The 14,441-nt window shown below is 73.4% G+C and carries 17 protein-coding genes, 1 tRNA gene, 1 pseudogene and 1 riboswitch; of the genes and pseudogenes, 13 read left to right on the top strand and 6 right to left on the bottom strand.

The window, feature by feature from the left end:
- Positions 1 to 41: 41 nt before the first annotated feature.
- The 4 genes from BJF80_RS01720 (at position 42) to BJF80_RS01735 (ending at position 3,108) form a co-directional block, all read left to right on the top strand.
- On the top strand, positions 42 to 437 hold the full coding sequence (locus BJF80_RS01720; RefSeq protein WP_075810995.1) for a hypothetical protein: 396 nt from the start codon (positions 42 to 44) through the stop codon (positions 435 to 437).
- Positions 434 to 1,120: a pyridoxamine 5'-phosphate oxidase gene (gene pdxH, locus BJF80_RS01725; RefSeq protein ID WP_022925531.1), complete on the top strand. Its 687-nt coding sequence runs from the start codon at positions 434 to 436 to the stop codon at positions 1,118 to 1,120. The genes BJF80_RS01720 and pdxH overlap by 4 nt, the downstream gene beginning before the upstream one ends.
- A 49-nt stretch (positions 1,121 to 1,169) precedes the next feature.
- Entirely contained in the window at positions 1,170 to 1,865 is a 696-nt protein-coding gene (locus tag BJF80_RS01730; RefSeq protein ID WP_075810996.1) for an iron-dependent transcriptional repressor DtxR, read from the top strand.
- Positions 1,866 to 2,093: 228 nt separating this feature from the next.
- A riboswitch (cyclic di-AMP (ydaO/yuaA leader) is annotated at positions 2,094 to 2,237 on the top strand.
- Positions 2,236 to 3,108 (top strand): C40 family peptidase, encoded by an 873-nt coding sequence (locus BJF80_RS01735; protein WP_075810997.1) that lies wholly within the window; start codon positions 2,236 to 2,238, stop codon positions 3,106 to 3,108. It overlaps the preceding riboswitch by 2 nt.
- A gap of 104 nt (positions 3,109 to 3,212) precedes the next feature.
- Here the strand turns inward: BJF80_RS01735 and BJF80_RS01740 are convergent, their stop codons facing one another.
- Positions 3,213 to 4,316 carry a hemolysin family protein gene (locus BJF80_RS01740; RefSeq protein WP_075810998.1) on the bottom strand — a complete coding sequence of 368 codons (1,104 nt, stop codon included), beginning with the start codon at positions 4,314 to 4,316 and terminating at the stop codon, positions 3,213 to 3,215.
- On the bottom strand, positions 4,313 to 5,755 hold the full coding sequence (locus BJF80_RS01745; protein WP_075810999.1) for a hemolysin family protein: 1,443 nt from the start codon (positions 5,753 to 5,755) through the stop codon (positions 4,313 to 4,315). The genes BJF80_RS01740 and BJF80_RS01745 overlap by 4 nt, the downstream gene beginning before the upstream one ends.
- Before the next feature lie 124 nt (positions 5,756 to 5,879).
- On the opposite strand from BJF80_RS01745, the gene BJF80_RS01750 reads away from it, so the two are divergent.
- The 5 genes and pseudogenes from BJF80_RS01750 to BJF80_RS19565 all read left to right on the top strand — a co-directional run.
- Entirely contained in the window at positions 5,880 to 6,290 is a 411-nt protein-coding gene (locus tag BJF80_RS01750) for a FluC/FEX family fluoride channel (RefSeq protein WP_083652716.1), read from the top strand.
- On the top strand, positions 6,287 to 6,664 hold the full coding sequence (locus BJF80_RS01755; protein WP_202817124.1) for a fluoride efflux transporter FluC: 378 nt from the start codon (positions 6,287 to 6,289) through the stop codon (positions 6,662 to 6,664). Before BJF80_RS01750 ends, BJF80_RS01755 begins: the two co-directional genes overlap by 4 nt.
- 127 nt (positions 6,665 to 6,791) lie before the next feature.
- Complete coding sequence (locus BJF80_RS01760; RefSeq protein WP_075811000.1) at positions 6,792 to 8,033, top strand: metallophosphoesterase family protein; 1,242 nt, start codon at positions 6,792 to 6,794, stop codon at positions 8,031 to 8,033.
- Complete coding sequence (locus BJF80_RS01765; protein WP_075811001.1) at positions 8,030 to 10,726, top strand: AAA family ATPase; 2,697 nt, start codon at positions 8,030 to 8,032, stop codon at positions 10,724 to 10,726. Before BJF80_RS01760 ends, BJF80_RS01765 begins: the two co-directional genes overlap by 4 nt.
- A 131-nt stretch (positions 10,727 to 10,857) precedes the next feature.
- Positions 10,858 to 11,049 (top strand): annotated as a pseudogene (locus tag BJF80_RS19565) (PIN domain-containing protein); the annotation flags it as partial.
- 47 nt (positions 11,050 to 11,096) lie between these two features.
- Here the strand turns inward: BJF80_RS19565 and BJF80_RS18065 are convergent.
- Positions 11,097 to 11,627 carry an OsmC family protein gene (locus tag BJF80_RS18065; RefSeq protein ID WP_075811002.1) on the bottom strand — a complete coding sequence of 177 codons (531 nt, stop codon included), beginning with the start codon at positions 11,625 to 11,627 and terminating at the stop codon, positions 11,097 to 11,099.
- 77 nt (positions 11,628 to 11,704) lie between these two features.
- On the opposite strand from BJF80_RS18065, the gene BJF80_RS01780 reads away from it, so the two are divergent.
- A complete protein-coding gene (locus BJF80_RS01780; protein ID WP_075811003.1) occupies positions 11,705 to 12,169 on the top strand; it encodes an SRPBCC family protein in 465 nt (154 codons plus the stop codon).
- Positions 12,170 to 12,210: 41 nt separating this feature from the next.
- Here BJF80_RS01780 and BJF80_RS21410 read toward each other — a convergent pair whose 3' ends face one another.
- Both BJF80_RS21410 and BJF80_RS20635 read right to left on the bottom strand, forming a co-directional pair.
- Positions 12,211 to 12,459, bottom strand: coding sequence for a hypothetical protein (locus BJF80_RS21410; RefSeq protein WP_237767377.1), 249 nt, complete (start codon positions 12,457 to 12,459; stop codon positions 12,211 to 12,213).
- 231 nt (positions 12,460 to 12,690) lie between these two features.
- Positions 12,691 to 12,813 carry a hypothetical protein gene (locus BJF80_RS20635; RefSeq protein ID WP_269087253.1) on the bottom strand — a complete coding sequence of 41 codons (123 nt, stop codon included), beginning with the start codon at positions 12,811 to 12,813 and terminating at the stop codon, positions 12,691 to 12,693.
- Between the two features lie 68 nt (positions 12,814 to 12,881).
- Here BJF80_RS20635 and BJF80_RS01790 point away from each other — a divergent pair.
- From BJF80_RS01790 to BJF80_RS01795, 3 genes are all read left to right on the top strand, one after another.
- Positions 12,882 to 12,954: transfer RNA gene (locus BJF80_RS01790), tRNA-Arg, on the top strand.
- The gene (locus BJF80_RS20640) at positions 12,925 to 13,056 is read left to right on the top strand and encodes a hypothetical protein (RefSeq protein WP_269087254.1); all 132 of its coding nucleotides are present in this window, start codon (positions 12,925 to 12,927) and stop codon (positions 13,054 to 13,056) included. Before BJF80_RS01790 ends, BJF80_RS20640 begins: the two co-directional genes overlap by 30 nt.
- Positions 13,057 to 13,374: 318 nt before the next feature.
- The gene (locus tag BJF80_RS01795; RefSeq protein ID WP_237767378.1) at positions 13,375 to 13,998 is read left to right on the top strand and encodes a hypothetical protein; all 624 of its coding nucleotides are present in this window, start codon (positions 13,375 to 13,377) and stop codon (positions 13,996 to 13,998) included.
- Positions 13,999 to 14,009: 11 nt separating this feature from the next.
- Here BJF80_RS01795 and BJF80_RS01800 read toward each other — a convergent pair whose 3' ends face one another.
- The gene (locus BJF80_RS01800; RefSeq protein ID WP_075811006.1) at positions 14,010 to 14,438 is read right to left on the bottom strand and encodes a GyrI-like domain-containing protein; all 429 of its coding nucleotides are present in this window, start codon (positions 14,436 to 14,438) and stop codon (positions 14,010 to 14,012) included.
- Positions 14,439 to 14,441 lie beyond the last annotated feature (3 nt).

Below are 14,441 nucleotides of genomic sequence, written 5' to 3' on the forward strand. Positions count from 1 at the left end.
CGCCTACCCTGGCGGCACACCCCAGATCCGCAGGAGGACCCGTGCCCGGCAAGACCCGGCTGGCCAAGCAGGCGATCAAGTACGGACCCGTGGTCTACGCCATGGCGCAGAAGTACGGCCCGCAGGTGGTCGACCAGATCCTCAAGCAGCGTGAGCCCGCGACCCGGTTCGTCCAGGACCAGGCCGCCAAGGCCCGCACCAACCCTCGCAAGCACGCCCTCGCCCACGCGGACACCGTGGTGGAGGGCTCGTTGCAGCAGGTCTTCCACCGCGGCCAGCCCTACTGGGTGGTCTTCTCCCGCAACGAGCCGGTCGGCGTGCACCCGCACACCGACGCCCCCTTCGGCACCCTGCTGCTCAACGCCGACCCGGCGAAGCGGCACACTCCCGACGAGCTGCGCCGCACCGTGCACCTGCCGCGCCGGGGCAGGCGATGAACGGCGCGCTCGGCGGGCGGGCCGACTACACCGGGGAGGGGATCACCGAGCAGGACGCCCCGGAGGCGCCGCTGCCGCTGGTGCAGGACTGGCTGGACCAGGCGATCGCCCGGCACGAGGAGCGCGGGGACGTGCCCGAACCGGCGGCCCTCTGGGTGGCCACGGTCGACGCCGACGGTATGCCCGACGTGCGCGCCGTGCTCATGCGCTTCCTCGACGCGCGGGGCCCGGGCTTCCTCACCAGCAGCGACTCGGCCAAGGGGCTGCAGCTGGCGGCGAACGACAAGGTGGCGGCGACCCTCACCTGGGCGGGGATGTTCCGCGCCGTCCGCTTCCGCGGCCGCGCCCAGGAGCTGCCGACGGACCTGGTCGACGACTACTTCCGGAGCCGCCCCTACGGCTCCCGGATCAGCGCGCACGCCTCGACGCAGAGCGCCCCCGTCGCCGACCGGGCGACGCTGGAGCAGGCATACCAGGAGTGTGCGGAACGCTGGCCGGACCGCGGTCGGCCGGACGACGTGCCACGGCCGACGACGTGGAGTGGCTACCGGATCGTCCCGGAGCGGGTCGAGGTCTGGGGCGGCCGGCGCAACCGGCTGCACGACCGGCTCGTCTGGGAGCGGGTCGCGGCGGGCGGGCTGGACGACCCGGCGGCCTGGCGACGCAGCAGGATCCAGCCGTGAGCCCGGCGCAGGAGCCGAGCCCGTCGGACCCCGGCCCTAGGATGACACCGTGAGCGGCGACCTGATCGACACGACGGAGATGTACCTCAAGACGATCTTCGAGCTGGAGGAGGACGGCGTCCTGCCCATGCGGGCGCGCATCGCCGAGCGCCTCGGCCAGTCGGGGCCGACCGTCTCGCAGACCGTCGCTCGCATGGAGCGCGACGGTCTGCTCGAGCTGGCCGAGGACCGCCACCTCGTGCTCACCGACCACGGTCGGCTCTCCGCCGTGCGGGTCATGCGCAAGCACCGGCTCGCCGAGCGGCTGCTCATGGATGTCATCGGCCTCGACCCGGCCTACGTCCACGACGAGGCGTGCCGCTGGGAACACGTCATGAGCGAGCAGGTGGAGAAGAAGATCCTGCAGCTCGTCGAGGACGGCACCAGCTCGCCCTACGGCAACCCGGTGCCCGGCCTCGCCGAGCTCGGGCAGCAGGACGCCCCGCCGGCCCAGGGTGTCGCGAGCAGCGAGCTGGCCGAGGGCGGGGACCGGAGCACGACGACGGTCGTCCGGCTGGGTGAGCCGGTCCAGGTGGACCCCGAGGTGCTCGGGCTGCTGCTGGAGTCCGGCGTAAGGCCGGGCGCGCGCGTCGCGGTGTGGAGCGAGGACGGGCGGACCATCGTGGAGGCACTGGACGGCGAGGCCGTGTCCCTGCCGACAGATGTCGCCGCGCACATCTTCTGCGCCGCGCCGACCCCCTCCTGACGTGTGAGATGGCTCACGCGGAGCCTGGGAGGTCGGTCAGGCCGGACCGCAAATCTGCAGGTCAGCAGGGATGGTGCTGGTGAGGTCTTCACGGGTTGTCCACAGCGTCGTTACCTCAGCGTGACATTTGTTACCGGGGCTGTGTACCGTTGTCGAGTCCTCCTCCCTGGGGGGATCCCCGAAGCGTGACTGCCTAGTCCTGTCCGCGCGCACCCGGGGCCGTGGCACGTACGAACACCGCTTGACAGGAGCGGGGGAACCACCTCTGGAGCCGGACCTGGCTCCTCGGGGCGAACGGTCCGGCTCGGTCGGACCAGGGGCACTCCAGCCCGAGCCCGACAGCTCACCCCGCAGGCACTGGAGGATCTACATGACGCAGCGCATCACCGGCCGCCACCGTCGGCCCGGTCGTCTCAGCACGACCAGCACCGCTCTCACCCGCACGGCGGCCGTCGCGGCCACCTCGACCGGGCTGCTGGCCGGCGCGACCCTGAGCGCCAACGCCGCCCCGGACCTGTCCCAGGACCGTGGTGAGGGCCTGCAGCGGCTGGGGGTCGACGTGACCGCCGACCGCACCGTGACCGTGGACCGCCCGGCCGAGGCCGTGGCCGCGCCCGAGGACGTCGACCTGGCTTCCTTCGGCGTCGGCGGCTTCTCCGCCTACACCCCGGTCGTCGAGGAGGAGCCCGCCCCGGTCGAGCAGACCGAGCAGGCTGCCCCGGCCACCGAGCAGGCTGCTCCGGTCACCGAGCAGGCGAGCGAGCAGGTCGCCGCCCGCGAGGAGACCACCGCCAGCCGCGACAACGAGCGTCAGGCCCAGCCCGAGCCCGTCGTCGAGGCCGAGCCGGCCGTCGAGGCCGAGCCGGCCGTCGAGGCCGAGCCGGAGCCCGAGCCCGCCGCTCCGGCCCCCACCGGTGGTGTGCTGGGCGTGGCCGCCGGTCTGACCGGCATCCCCTACCAGTGGGGCGGCAGCACGCCGGCCGGGTTCGACTGCTCCGGATTCACGAGCTACGTCTTCGCCCAGGTGGGCATCAGCCTGCCGCGCACCGCGGCCCAGCAGCAGGCCTTCGCCACGCCGGTGAGCAACCCGCAGCCCGGCGACCTGGTGTTCTACGGCTACCCGGCCTACCACATCGGCATCTACGCCGGCGACGGCATGATGTACGACTCGCCGACCCCGGGGAACTACTCCGGCTACCGGCCCGTCTTCAGCGGCGTCTCCGGCTACGGCCGCGTCGGCTGACCCAGCCCGCACCAGCCTGCACCAAGAGGGCCCCGACCGCACCGCGGTCGGGGCCCTTTCGGCATGCCTGAGTTCGGGGCGCCTGCCGCCCCTGCGAGAGGTCGTCAGGCGGGGGAGCGCTCCGCCTGCGACGCCTCGACGTCGAAGGTGTCGCTCTCGGGGTCCGACTCGTCGTCGAACTCGCCGAGGATCTGCTCCAGGATGTCCTCCATCGAGGCCATCCCGACGACCCGGCCCGAGTCGTCGCGCACGAGCGCGAGCTGACCGCGCTGCTGGCGCAGGCTCGAGACCGCGTCGATGAGCGGCATGCACGCGGGCAGCGAGGCCACCGGCTGCAGGAAGTCGCCGAGCGACTGCACGCCCCGGCCATGGGCCGAGGCCAGGATGGCGTCACGCACGTGGACGAGGCCGCGGATGCGCTGCTGCCCCTGCCGGCCGGTGGGCTCGACGACGAACAGCCGGGAGCGACCGCTGGCGTGGCTGATGCGCTCCACGTCCGCCGCCGTTGCTGTGCGGGCGATGGTCACCGCCTCGGTGGTCGGGAACATCACCGCCTCGACCGTCTCCTCCTCCAGGCGCAGCGCACCGGTGAGGATCTGGTGGTCGGCGTCCTCGAGCACGCCGTGCTCGTAGGACTGGGCGAGCAGCAGCTGCAGGTCGGCCGGGCTCTGCGCGTTGCCGAGCGCGTCGACGGGGTCGACCCCACCGAGGCGGAGCAGCAGGTTGGCCAGGGCGTTCATCAGCCACAGGACCGGCCGGGCGAGCCAGGTGAAGGCACGGAAGGGCAGGGCCAGGAGCATCGCCGAGCTCTCGGGGTGCGAGATGGCCCACGACTTCGGTGCCATCTCGCCGACGACCATGTGCAGGAAGACCACGATCGAGACCGCGATGACCACGGCGATGGCGTGCACCGCCACGTCCGGGACGCCGACGGCGTGGATGACGGGCTCCAGCAGGTAGGCGACGGCCGGCTTGGCCAGCGCTCCGAGCGCCAGGGTGCACAGGGTGATGCCGAGCTGGGCGCCGGCGAGCATGAGCGAGAGCTCCCGCGAGGCGTCGACGGCGGCGCGCGCGGCGCGGCTGCCCGCCTCGGCGCGCTCCTCGAGGCGGTGCCGCTTGGCCGCGACGACCGCGAACTCGGCGCCGACGAAGAAGCCGTTCGCGATCAGCAGCAGCACGCTGACGAGCAGGGCCTGGGTGGTGCTCATCGGGCGACCTCCAGCTCGTCGGCCGCAGGTGTCGCGATGACCAGCCCGTCACCCAGGTGCTCGCGCTCCTCGTCGCCGAGCTCGCGCCACTCCTCGAGGGTGCGGGTGACCATCGGGTGCAGGGTGACCGTGTCGGGGACGTAGCGCTGCGTGGTGACGACGTCGATGCGGGTGAGGTGGACGTACTCCTCGCCCTCCCCGTCCCGGCCGTTCCACATGACGACCACGCTGTCCCCCTCCTCGGCGGTGCGGCCCAGCTGGTCCAGGACCAACCCGGACAATGTGTCGTAGTGCTCGTGCTCGGGCAGTTCCACACCGGTCAGCTGCGCGACCTCGTCGATCCGCAACCGGGCCGAGAGGTCCCACATGCCGTCGGGACGGGCGGCGCTCGTGGCCTCCTCGTCGTCGTCCTCGTCCCAGATCTCGCCGACGACCTCCTCCGCGACGTCCTCGAAGGTGACGATCCCGGCGAAGCCGCCGTACTCGTCGACGACGACGGCCAGCTGCTGGTGCCCCTCCCGGAGCGCCTCGAGGACCTTCGGCAGCGGCAGCGACTCGGGGAGGATGAGCGCGTCGTCGGCCAGGTCGCGGACGAGGGTCGTGCGGCGCGCCTCGGGGTCGACCTCGAGGAGGTCGTGCAGGCCGATGACCCCGACGATGTCGTCGATGTCGCGCCCGATGACGGGGAAGCGGGCGTGCCCGCTCTGCAGGGCCTCGAGCACCACGGCGGCCTGCTCGTCGGCCTGGATCGTCTGGACCGACGTGCGCGGCGTCATGACCTCCTCGGCCACCCGGTCGCGGAAGGCGAGGCCGCGCTCGAGCAGGATCGACAGGTCCTCGTCGAGGGTGCCCCCGCTGTGCGACTCGGCGATGATCCGGGTGAGGTCCTCGGGGGTGGCGCCCTGAGGCAGCTCCTCGACGGGCTCGATGCCCACCGAGCGCAGCAGGGCGTTGGACGCCTTGTCGAAGAGGGCGATGACCGGGCCGAGCACGGTGAGGTAGAGCAGCGTGCTGCGGGACAGGGCCCGGGCCAGCGGTACGGGCCGGGCGATCGCCCAGTTCTTGGGCCCGAGCTCGCCGATCACCATCTGCAGGAGGGTGGAGAAGACCAGCGTGCCGATGGAGAACAGCGAGATCATCGCTGCCCGCGCCAGCCAGCCGGCGTCGGCATACGAGTCGGTCAGACCGCGCACCAGGAGCGCCTCACCGAGATAACCCACCATGAGCGCGGTGACGGTGATGCCGAACTGCGCCCCGGAGAGGGTGAAGGACAGGCGGGAGGTGACCTTGAGCGCCCGCTGCGCGGCGGCGTCCCCCTCGTCGGCGAGGTGGCGCAGCCGGCCCCGGTCGACGCTGACGTAGGCGAACTCCTGGGCCACGAAGTAGCCGGTCATGAGGGTGAGGACGACGATGACGGCGATGCCGCCGAGGATCAGCATGTGGCGCCCCCCGCGCCTTCGGGCAGCCGGACGAGGTCGTCGTCCGGCCGGGGACTCGGAGGTTGCGCGTCGGCGCAGGGTCGATCCATGCCGCCCAGTGTACGACCGCCGGTAGGGTCGGCCCGTGTCCTCGCCCACCACGCCCGCCCGCCGCGGCGCCGGGGATGCTGGCGTGCTGGGCTGGGTGGCGGCCGGGGGAGCGGTCGGCGCCCTGCTGCGGTGGGCCCTGGAGCTGCTCACCCCCGTCGGCGCTGTCCTGCCGTGGTCCACCCTGCTGGTCAACGTGCTCGGCAGCGCGGCGCTCGCCTGGCTGCTGGTCCGCGACGAGCGGCGCCCGGGTCCGGTCTGGCTGCGACCCGGGGTCGGGACCGGGCTGCTGGGTGGTTTCACCACCTTCTCGACGTATGCCGTCCAGGTGGCCCTCGCGACCGGCGTCGCCCCGGCGACCGCGGCCGCCTACCTGCTCGGGACCCCGGTGCTGTGCGTCGTCGCGGCGGCGCTGGGGGGCGGCGCCGCGCTCCGGTGGGCACGGTGAGCACGGGTCTGCCCGCGCTGGCGGCCCTGGTCTGCGTGGCGCTCGGCGGGGCGTCGGGTGCCGTGCTCCGGCACCTGGCGACGGCGTCACGAATCGGGGGCCTGGGCGGGACGCTCCTCGTCAACGTCGTCGGCTCCTTCGTGCTGGGCGTGCTGGCAGGGGTGGCCGAGGCGCTGCCCGCCTGGCTGTTCCTGCTCCTCGGCACCGGCTTCGCCGGTGCCCTCACCACCTGGAGCGCCCTGGCGGTGCACACCTGGAGGCTGGGTCAGGACTCGTGGCGGCGTGGCGCGGCATACCTCACGCTGACCCTCGGGCTCGGGGTGACGGCCGCGGCGCTCGGCCTCGCGCTCGCCTGGTCGTTGCCGTCGCCCTGAGGGGCGATGAGGCAGGAGCGCCGAGCCGACACGGTGCCTCGGCTCCGGGGGACTGTCGGTGCGCTCTCCTACGGTGGAGGCACGACGCGACAGCGGAGCACGGCGACCGGCGAGAGGAGGCGGGCGAATGGTGCGGTTCCTGCACACGGCGGACTGGCAGATCGGCATGACCCGCCGGTTCCTCGAGCCCGAGGCGCAGTCGCGGTTCACCGCGGCGCGCACCGACGCGATCCGCCGGCTGGGGCGTGTCGCGCAGCAGGAGGGCTGCGCCTTCGTCGTCGTGAGCGGCGACGTCTTCGAGAGCAACCACCTCACCGGGCAGACGGTGCGGCGGGCGCTGGACGCCCTGCGCACCGTGCCGGTGCCGGTCTACCTGCTGCCCGGCAACCACGACCCGCTGGACGCCGCCTCGGTCTTCACCTCGGCACTCTTCCTCGCGGAGCGGCCCGGGCACGTCCACGTGCTGGACCGGGCCGGCGTGCACGAGGTGGGCGACGGTGTGGAGCTGGTCGCGGCGCCCTGGGAGAGCAAGCACCCCGGGCGTGACCTGGTGGCCGAGGCCCTCGCGGCACTACCCGCCGGCGCCGCGCCGGAGGGCGTCACCCGGGTGCTCGTCGGCCACGGCGGCGTGGACACCTTCGACCCGGAGTGGCGCGACCACGCCACGATCGCCACCGCGCCCCTGGTGCAGGCACTGGACATCGGCCAGGTCCACTACGTCGCGCTCGGTGACCGGCACTCGCGCACCGAGGTCGCCGGTCGCCCGGACCTGACCTATGCCGGCACCCCCGAGCCCACCCGGGAGACCGAGGTGGCGCCCGGGGAGGTGCTCGTCGTGGAGGTCGACTCGGACGCCCCGGCGGGGGAGCGGGTCCGGACGACGCCGCACCACGTGGGCACCTGGAGCTTCACCGTGCTGGACCGCGAGGTCGACTCCGCCGACGACGTCGCCGCGCTGGACGGCGAGCTGGCGGCGCTGACCGACCCGGACCGCCGCGTCGTCTTCCTCAACCTGCGGGGGATGCTCGGCGTGGCGGAGCACGCACGCCTGGAGCAGGTGCGGCACCGGCACCGCGACCGCCTGGGTGCGCTAGTCGAGCGGGAGCAGCACCACGACGTCGTGGTCGTGGCCGACGACGATGCCGCCTGGGACGAGCTGGAGCTCGGCGGCTTCCTCGGCTCGGCTGTCGAGGAGATCCGGGGAACGGCGCAGCAACCCGGCACGGCGGCAATGCCGGTGCTCGCGACCGTGGAGACCGATCTCACCGAGCGGACGGCCCACCCCTTCGTGGCCGGTCGCCCCGATGACGAGCAGAGCGCGCGCGACGCGCTCGCCCTGCTCTACCGTCTGAGCGGGAGCGGGTCGTGAGGCTGCACCGGATCACCCTGCGGGACGTCCGCGGCGTCGCCGAGCGCACCGTGCACCTTCCCGAGAGCGGTGTCGTCGTGGTCGAGGGGCCCAACGAGGTCGGCAAGTCGACCCTGCTCGAGGCCTTCGACCGGCTGCTGGAGCTCAAGGCGACGTCCAGGAGCGCGCGGGCGCAGGCGCTGCAGCCGATCGGGCGTGACGTCGGGCCCTTCGTCGAGGCCGAGTTCACCCTCGACGGTCAGCGGCTGCGGCTGGCCAAGCGGTGGCTGCGCTCCCCGATGACCGAGCTGGAGGTGCTCTCCGGGCGTCCGGAGCAGCTGACCGGGTCGGCGGCCCAGCAGCGGCTCGAGGCGCTGCTGCGCGGGTGCCTGGACACCACGTTGTGGGAGGCGCTGCGCCTGACCCAGTCCGGGGACGGCACGGTGCAGCCGCTCGTGTCCAGCGGCGTGCTGCGCGAGGCGCTGGACACTGCTGCCGACGCCCATCTGCACGGCGGTGACAGTGAGCGGGTGCTGGACCTCGTGGAGGAGGAGTACCTCCGCTACTTCACCGAGCGCACCGGTCGACCGACCGGCGACTACAAGGCCGCCATCGCCGAGCATGCCCGGGCCCAGACCGACGTGGCCGAGGCGCACCGGCGGCTGGCCGAGGCGGAGGAGCTGCTGGAGCGCCAGGCAGCCGCCCGGACGGTCGTGGACGGCCTGGTCGAGCAGGTGCGCGCTGCCCGTGCGGCGCTCACCACGGCGCGGGCGGAGGCCGCCGGCATCACCTCGCTGGTCGCCGCGCACGAGGCGGCTGCCTCCCGGCTGGGTGAGGCCGGAGAGCGGGCTCGGACCGCCGCGACCGACGTGGAGCGGCGCAGCGCGCAGGTGCGGGAGGTGGAGGAGTCCGCGCGGACTCTCGGCCGGCACGAGCGGCAGGTCACCGAGCTGGCCGAGGCGGCGCAGGGGCTGCTCGCCGTGCTCGAGCCGGCGCAGCAGGCCGCCCACCGGGCCGAGACCGACGTGGAGAGCGCCGAGCAACGGCTCGAGCAGGCCCGCGACGACCTGGACGGGCTGGAGCAGCACGAGCAGGTCACGCGGCTGGGGGGTGTCCTCACCGAGGTCGAGCGGCAGGCCCTCCTGGTCGAGGAAGCGCGAGAAGCGCTGCCCGCGCGGGCGGTGACCCCGGAGCAGGTCCGGGACGTCGAGGCCAGGGTCCACGAGCTGGAGGTCCAGCGGGCGCGTCACGAGGCGGCCAGCCCACGCGTCGTCGTCCACGCGCTCGGGGAGGCCCAGGAGGTGACCGTGCGGGGGGCGGGGGCCGGCCACGAGGCGGTGCCGCCTGGTCGGGAGCGATCCTTCGTCGCGACCGAGGACCTCCGGGTCGAGGCTCCCGGCGCGGTCGAGATCGTCGTGCAGGGTGCTGCTGACTCGACCGAGCGGATGGCCGCGCTCGACCGGGCCCGGCAGGATCTCGCTGCGGCCCTGGCCGACGCCGGGTGCGCCGACCTCGACGAGATGCGGGACGCGGCGCAGTCGGCCCAGACCGCGCAGGCGGCGTGGCGCGAGGCACGCCGCGACCTCGTCTCCCTCCTGCAGGCGCACGGCGCCGAGGCGGACCTGCCGCAGGTCGAGGCCGGGGCCGCCCCGCCGACTCTCCTCGCCCGGTTCGAGGAGGCGCGGCGACGGCTGAGTCCGCTGTCCACCGACGTGCGGGAGCGGCCGATGGCCGACGTCGACGCCGCGCGCGACGCGGAGCGGTTGGCCGGCACCCGGTTGCGGGAGGCCCGCGAGGCACACCGCGCCGCCCGCGCCAGGCTGAGCGAGCGGCAGGAGGAGGCCCGCCGGACACAGGCCGAGCTGGACCGCCTCACCGGCCGGGTGGAGGGAGAGCGCGCCCGGCACGAGCAGGCCCAGGCCGCGCTCTCCGGCGCGCGCGAGAGCACCAGCGACGAGGAGCTGGCCGTGACCACCACGCTGCGTGCCGCAGAGCTCGACGAGGCGCAGGCCGCCGAGATCACGGCGTCGGCGGCCCTCACCGCGGCCGACGCCGACGGCGTCATGGCCGCGCTCGCGGCGGCCGAGAGCTCTGCGACCCGGAGCCAGGACGAGCTGGAGCAGGCGCGGGCACGGCTGCACACCCTCACCGGGCAGGTCGAGCTCGCCGCCAGCGAGGGACGCCAGGAGCTCTACGACCTCGCGGTGTCGGACCTCGACGACGCCGAGCGCCGGGTCGGCGCGCTGGATCGCCGGGCGCGGGCGGCGCGGCACCTGCGGACCACGCTGCACGAGCACAGAGATGCCGCGCACCGGGCCTACGTCCGCCCGTTCACCGCGGCCCTGGAGCGGCTCGGGCGCCGGGTCTACGGCCCCACCTTCGGTGTCACCGTCGACGAGCAGCTCAGCGTGGTGGAGCGGACCCTCCACGGCACCACCGTCCCCCACGACCAGCTCTCCGGCGGCGCCAAGGAGCAGCTCGGCATCCTGGCCCGCCTGGCCGTCGCGCAACTGGTCGACCCCGCACGCGGGGTGCCCGTCGTCATCGACGACGCCCTCGGCTGGACCGACCCGGAGCGGCTGGAGCAGATGAGCCAGGTCCTCGCCGGGGATCCCGTGGGCGAGCAGGACGTGCAGGTCGTCCTGCTCACCTGCACCCCGGACCGGTATGCCTCGATCCCCGGCGCCCGGACCGTGCACCTGGACGCCTCGTGAGCGGCGCTCCTACGTATCAGCGGTGATAGCGTCGCGGATGGGTGACGTGACGATCAGGGGATACCTCGACGCTGATCGACCTGGCCGACCTGGATCCGGTCGAGCTGCCGGAGCAACCGCTCATCACGACGGTGACGCTGGCTGAGTTGTCGGTCGGGCCGCTCGTCGCCCGCTCGTTGTCGGAGCGGGCTGCTCGTCAGGCCCATCTGCAGCAGGCTGAGGCGGACTTCGACCCCCTGCCCCTGGACGCTGAGGCTGCGCGGGCCTTCGGGCGGGTCGCCGCCGACCTGGGACGGGCGGGACGCAAGCCCGCGGCCCGGGCCTACGACGCCCTGATCGCAGCCATCGCCATCGCGCACGACCTCCCGCTCTACTCCCGCAACCCGACAGACTTCGAGGGCATCGAGGAACTTGTTGTTCGACCGCTCGGGAGCTCACCCATCACCCGTGCGGTCGGGTCGTGGTCGACCGGGAAGTTCACCGACGACGCGATGAAGCAGGCCCGGCCCGCCTCCTCGTGCAGCTGCGGGAGGAGGTCGACGTGGGCCGGGTCGGCGACCGTCACCTCGGGCCGCAGCAGGACCCGGGTGAAGCGCCCGCCGATCCCGGACTGCTCCAGAGTTCCGACCGGGGCGTCCGTGTAGTCCACGACCGTGACCCCGTGCGTCACCGCCACATGCAGCAGCGACAGCAGGTGGCACTCGCTCAGGGCCGCGAGCAGCAGCACCTCGGGGTTCCACCGCCCGGCGTCGCCACGGAAGGCGCGGTCCGCGGACAGCTGGAGATCGGGCATACCCTCGCTGCGGGCCAGGACCGAGCGGTCGTAGTCGCGGTAGCCGGACGTCCCCGAGCCTCGGTTGCCGGTCCAGGTGAGCGCCAGCTCGTAGGTGTGCGTCGCCATGCGCCCAGCCTGGCAGGTCGTCGGTGCGGCTGCTCCTCGGCTCGCGTCGTCGTCCTCACCTCGTTAGCGTCGGGAGCATGAGCGAACAGACGAGCATCACCGTCAGCCGCACCATCGACGTGTCCGCCAAGGACGTCTTCGAGGTCCTCACCCTGCCGGACAACCACGTCGCGATCGACGGCTCGGGCTTCGTGCAGTCCGTCGACCACGGCGACCGGATCACCGAGACCGGGCAGGTCTTCACCATGAACATGTCCGGGGACCACATGGGCGGTGACTACCAGACCGACAACCACGTCACCGGCTACGCCAAGGACAAGCTGGTGGCCTGGCAGACCGCGCCGGCCGGCACCGACCCCAAGGGGTGGGAGTGGGTGTGGGAGCTCACCCCGCAGGGCCCGGACAGCACCGAGGTGCGGCTGACCTACGACTGGGGCAAGGTGACCGACACCGAGCTGCTCAAGAAGGTCAGTTTCCCCCTCGTCAAGGAGGAGCAGCTGGAGACCAGCCTGGGCAACCTCGCTGCCGCCGCCACCGGCTGACCGACATCGACCGACGACTGGGCCCCCGCCGCGGCGGGGGCTCAGTCGTCCCGCGCCAGGGTCAGCAGCGCCTCGGTGCGGGTGCTCGGGCCGTCCCAGGTCAGGAGGGAGACCGCCGTCACCGCGGCGTTGACCCGGGTCCAGGCATACAGGTGGTCACGGTCCAGGTCGAGCAGCCGGGCCAGTGACCCGGCCCGGTCCCGCATGGCCGCCGGTGTCCCCTCGACCACGACGAAGTCCACCAGGTCGAAGCACGGGTCGCCGACGCAGAGCTGGGGGTCGATCGCCACGAGTCCACGGTGCCCACCGTCGAGGACGTTGCCCAGGTGCAGGTCACCATGCGCTCGATCATCTCCTCGCACCACTGCGCCAGGGTGTGGTGACACCCTCGGCGGAGGTGGGGTGCAGGTCCCGCAGCAGGTCGGCCCAGTCCGCCGGGGCCGGGGGCCTGCGCCGGGCACTGTCCAGGGTTGTTCCCGGCAGGATGCGCTCCAGCAGCACCGCCCCTCGGGGGCGAGCTCTCATCGCTCCACGAGGTTCTCGACGAGCCGGGGCAGCGCGGCGGAGAAGGCGTCGGCGCGCTGCCGGCCGAACCGGTCCTCCAGCGCAGCCCCTGCCCGGATCAGCTGCTCGTCGCCGGTCATCGGGTCACCCGAGGGAGGCTCCCGGAGCATGAGACGATATGCCGGTTCCGGCCCCAGCGGCCCGGTCCGCCCTCGTAGCTCAGGGGATAGAGCACCGCTCTCCTAAAGCGGGTGTCGCAGGTTCGAATCCTGCCGGGGGCACGTGCCCGCCACCACCTCGGCCTGGCGGAGGATCTCGTCGACGACGTCGTCGAGGACGAAGACACGGTCGAAGACGTCGAGGAATCGGTCATGGTTCCGTGACCCTCCGCAGAAGAACGTGAGGCGCCGGTCCCGCTGTCCGGCGAGCGAACGGACCTCGCTCTCACGCCAGAGATGCTGCTGGTGCGAGGGCGGTCCCGAGACTGGTGCGCCGGTGGCCGGGTCGCCCTGGTGGGCGAGCTCGGTGTCGCCGTTGAACGCCTGGATCCCACGTCTGCGCAGCTCGCGGCATACCGAGGTCTTGCCGGTGCCGGAGACGCCTTCCACGAGGAAGTTCACGCGGCCCATGCAGCCCGACCGTAGCCGGGTGGGTGGCCGCGAGGCCACGGATTAACCTGGGCCACCGACCGGGAGGTGTCAGTGGCGCGCAGCCGTGAGGACGAGTGGGAGGAGCGGCTGGCGCTGCCGGTGCTGGTCGCCGCGCTGGCCTCCGTCCCCGCCGTCTTCCTCACCCTCCTGGCCGAGCCCTACTCCACCGTCGGCACGGTCGCGAACTGGCTGGCCGGGGGAGTCCTCGTCGCCGAGACCGTCATCCTCTTCGTCGTGGCGGAGGACCGTCGGGCCTGGCTGCTGCGGCACTGGTGGCTGGTGCTGCTCACGGTCGCGGTCGTCGTGGCCGTGGTCTTCGCGGTCGGCCCGGTCCAGCTGCTGCGGCTGCTCCGGGTCGTCGGCGCGCTGCGCCTGGTGCGCGCCGGGCGCATCCTCAGGGCCGGACGGCTCCTGCAACGGCGATGGGGTCTGACCGGCCGTTGGGAACGGGTCCCGATGATGCTCGCGACCCTCCTCGTGGCCGTCTTCGTCGCGGTCATCCTGGCCGATCCCACCTCGCAGAGCCGGATCCTGCTCTCCCAGGCCCTGGGGAGCACGGCGAGCACGGTGCTGACGATCCTCGCCGGCCTCGTGCTGGGTGTCGCCACCTTCGTCGTCCTGCGCCGACGGCGGCGGGTCGCCGACGGGGTCGGCGAGGACGCGCCGGCGGAGTGAGCCTGACCAGATCAGCCGTCGGCGAGCGGGAGCGTCAGCCGGGTGCGCATGTCGGCGGGGTCCGCCCCCGGCGTCGGCTCGGTGAGGTACTCCTCGTAGAACCAGCCCGCCGGACGCTCGCCCCGGTCGAGCACCCACGTCGTCAGGCGCTCCCAGGACCCGGACAGGTCCTCGTAGTTCCCCGCGTGCACGAGGCGGGCCGCGCGTCCGCCGGGGATCCGGGTCAGCTCCACGCCGTCGGCGGAGAGGACGTCGCCCTCGACCGGGAGGCCGATCCGCAGGTCGACCGTGTCGGAGGGCTGCCGGTCGTACGCCGCGAACGCCGGTCCGGTCGGCGAGGCCCCCGCCGTCTGCAGTGCCGCGGCCATGCTCGCGTCGATCCCGACGGGCGACTGCGACCGGCCGGAGCCGGGCACGTGGCGACCGCCCGTGGACGGCATACC

The organism is Serinicoccus sp. CUA-874 (genome assembly GCF_001942225.1).
GTDB classification, from domain to species: domain Bacteria; phylum Actinomycetota; class Actinomycetes; order Actinomycetales; family Dermatophilaceae; genus Ornithinicoccus; species Ornithinicoccus marinus.

Coding starts and splice junctions, on each gene's coding strand:
- BJF80_RS01800 (WP_075811006.1), bottom strand. CDS start 14,438: ATGCCGTCCACGGGCGGTCGCCACGTGCCCGGCTCCGGCCGGTCGCAG.
- BJF80_RS01740 (WP_075810998.1), bottom strand. CDS start 4,316: ATGAGCACCACCCAGGCCCTGCTCGTCAGCGTGCTGCTGCTGATCGCG.
- BJF80_RS01735 (WP_075810997.1), top strand. CDS start 2,236: ATGACGCAGCGCATCACCGGCCGCCACCGTCGGCCCGGTCGTCTCAGC.
- BJF80_RS01760 (WP_075811000.1), top strand. CDS start 6,792: ATGGTGCGGTTCCTGCACACGGCGGACTGGCAGATCGGCATGACCCGC.
- BJF80_RS18065 (WP_075811002.1), bottom strand. CDS start 11,627: ATGGCGACGCACACCTACGAGCTGGCGCTCACCTGGACCGGCAACCGA.
- pdxH (WP_022925531.1), top strand. CDS start 434: ATGAACGGCGCGCTCGGCGGGCGGGCCGACTACACCGGGGAGGGGATC.
- BJF80_RS20635 (WP_269087253.1), bottom strand. CDS start 12,813: ATGACCGGCGACGAGCAGCTGATCCGGGCAGGGGCTGCGCTGGAGGAC.
- BJF80_RS01745 (WP_075810999.1), bottom strand. CDS start 5,755: ATGCTGATCCTCGGCGGCATCGCCGTCATCGTCGTCCTCACCCTCATG.
- BJF80_RS01780 (WP_075811003.1), top strand. CDS start 11,705: ATGAGCGAACAGACGAGCATCACCGTCAGCCGCACCATCGACGTGTCC.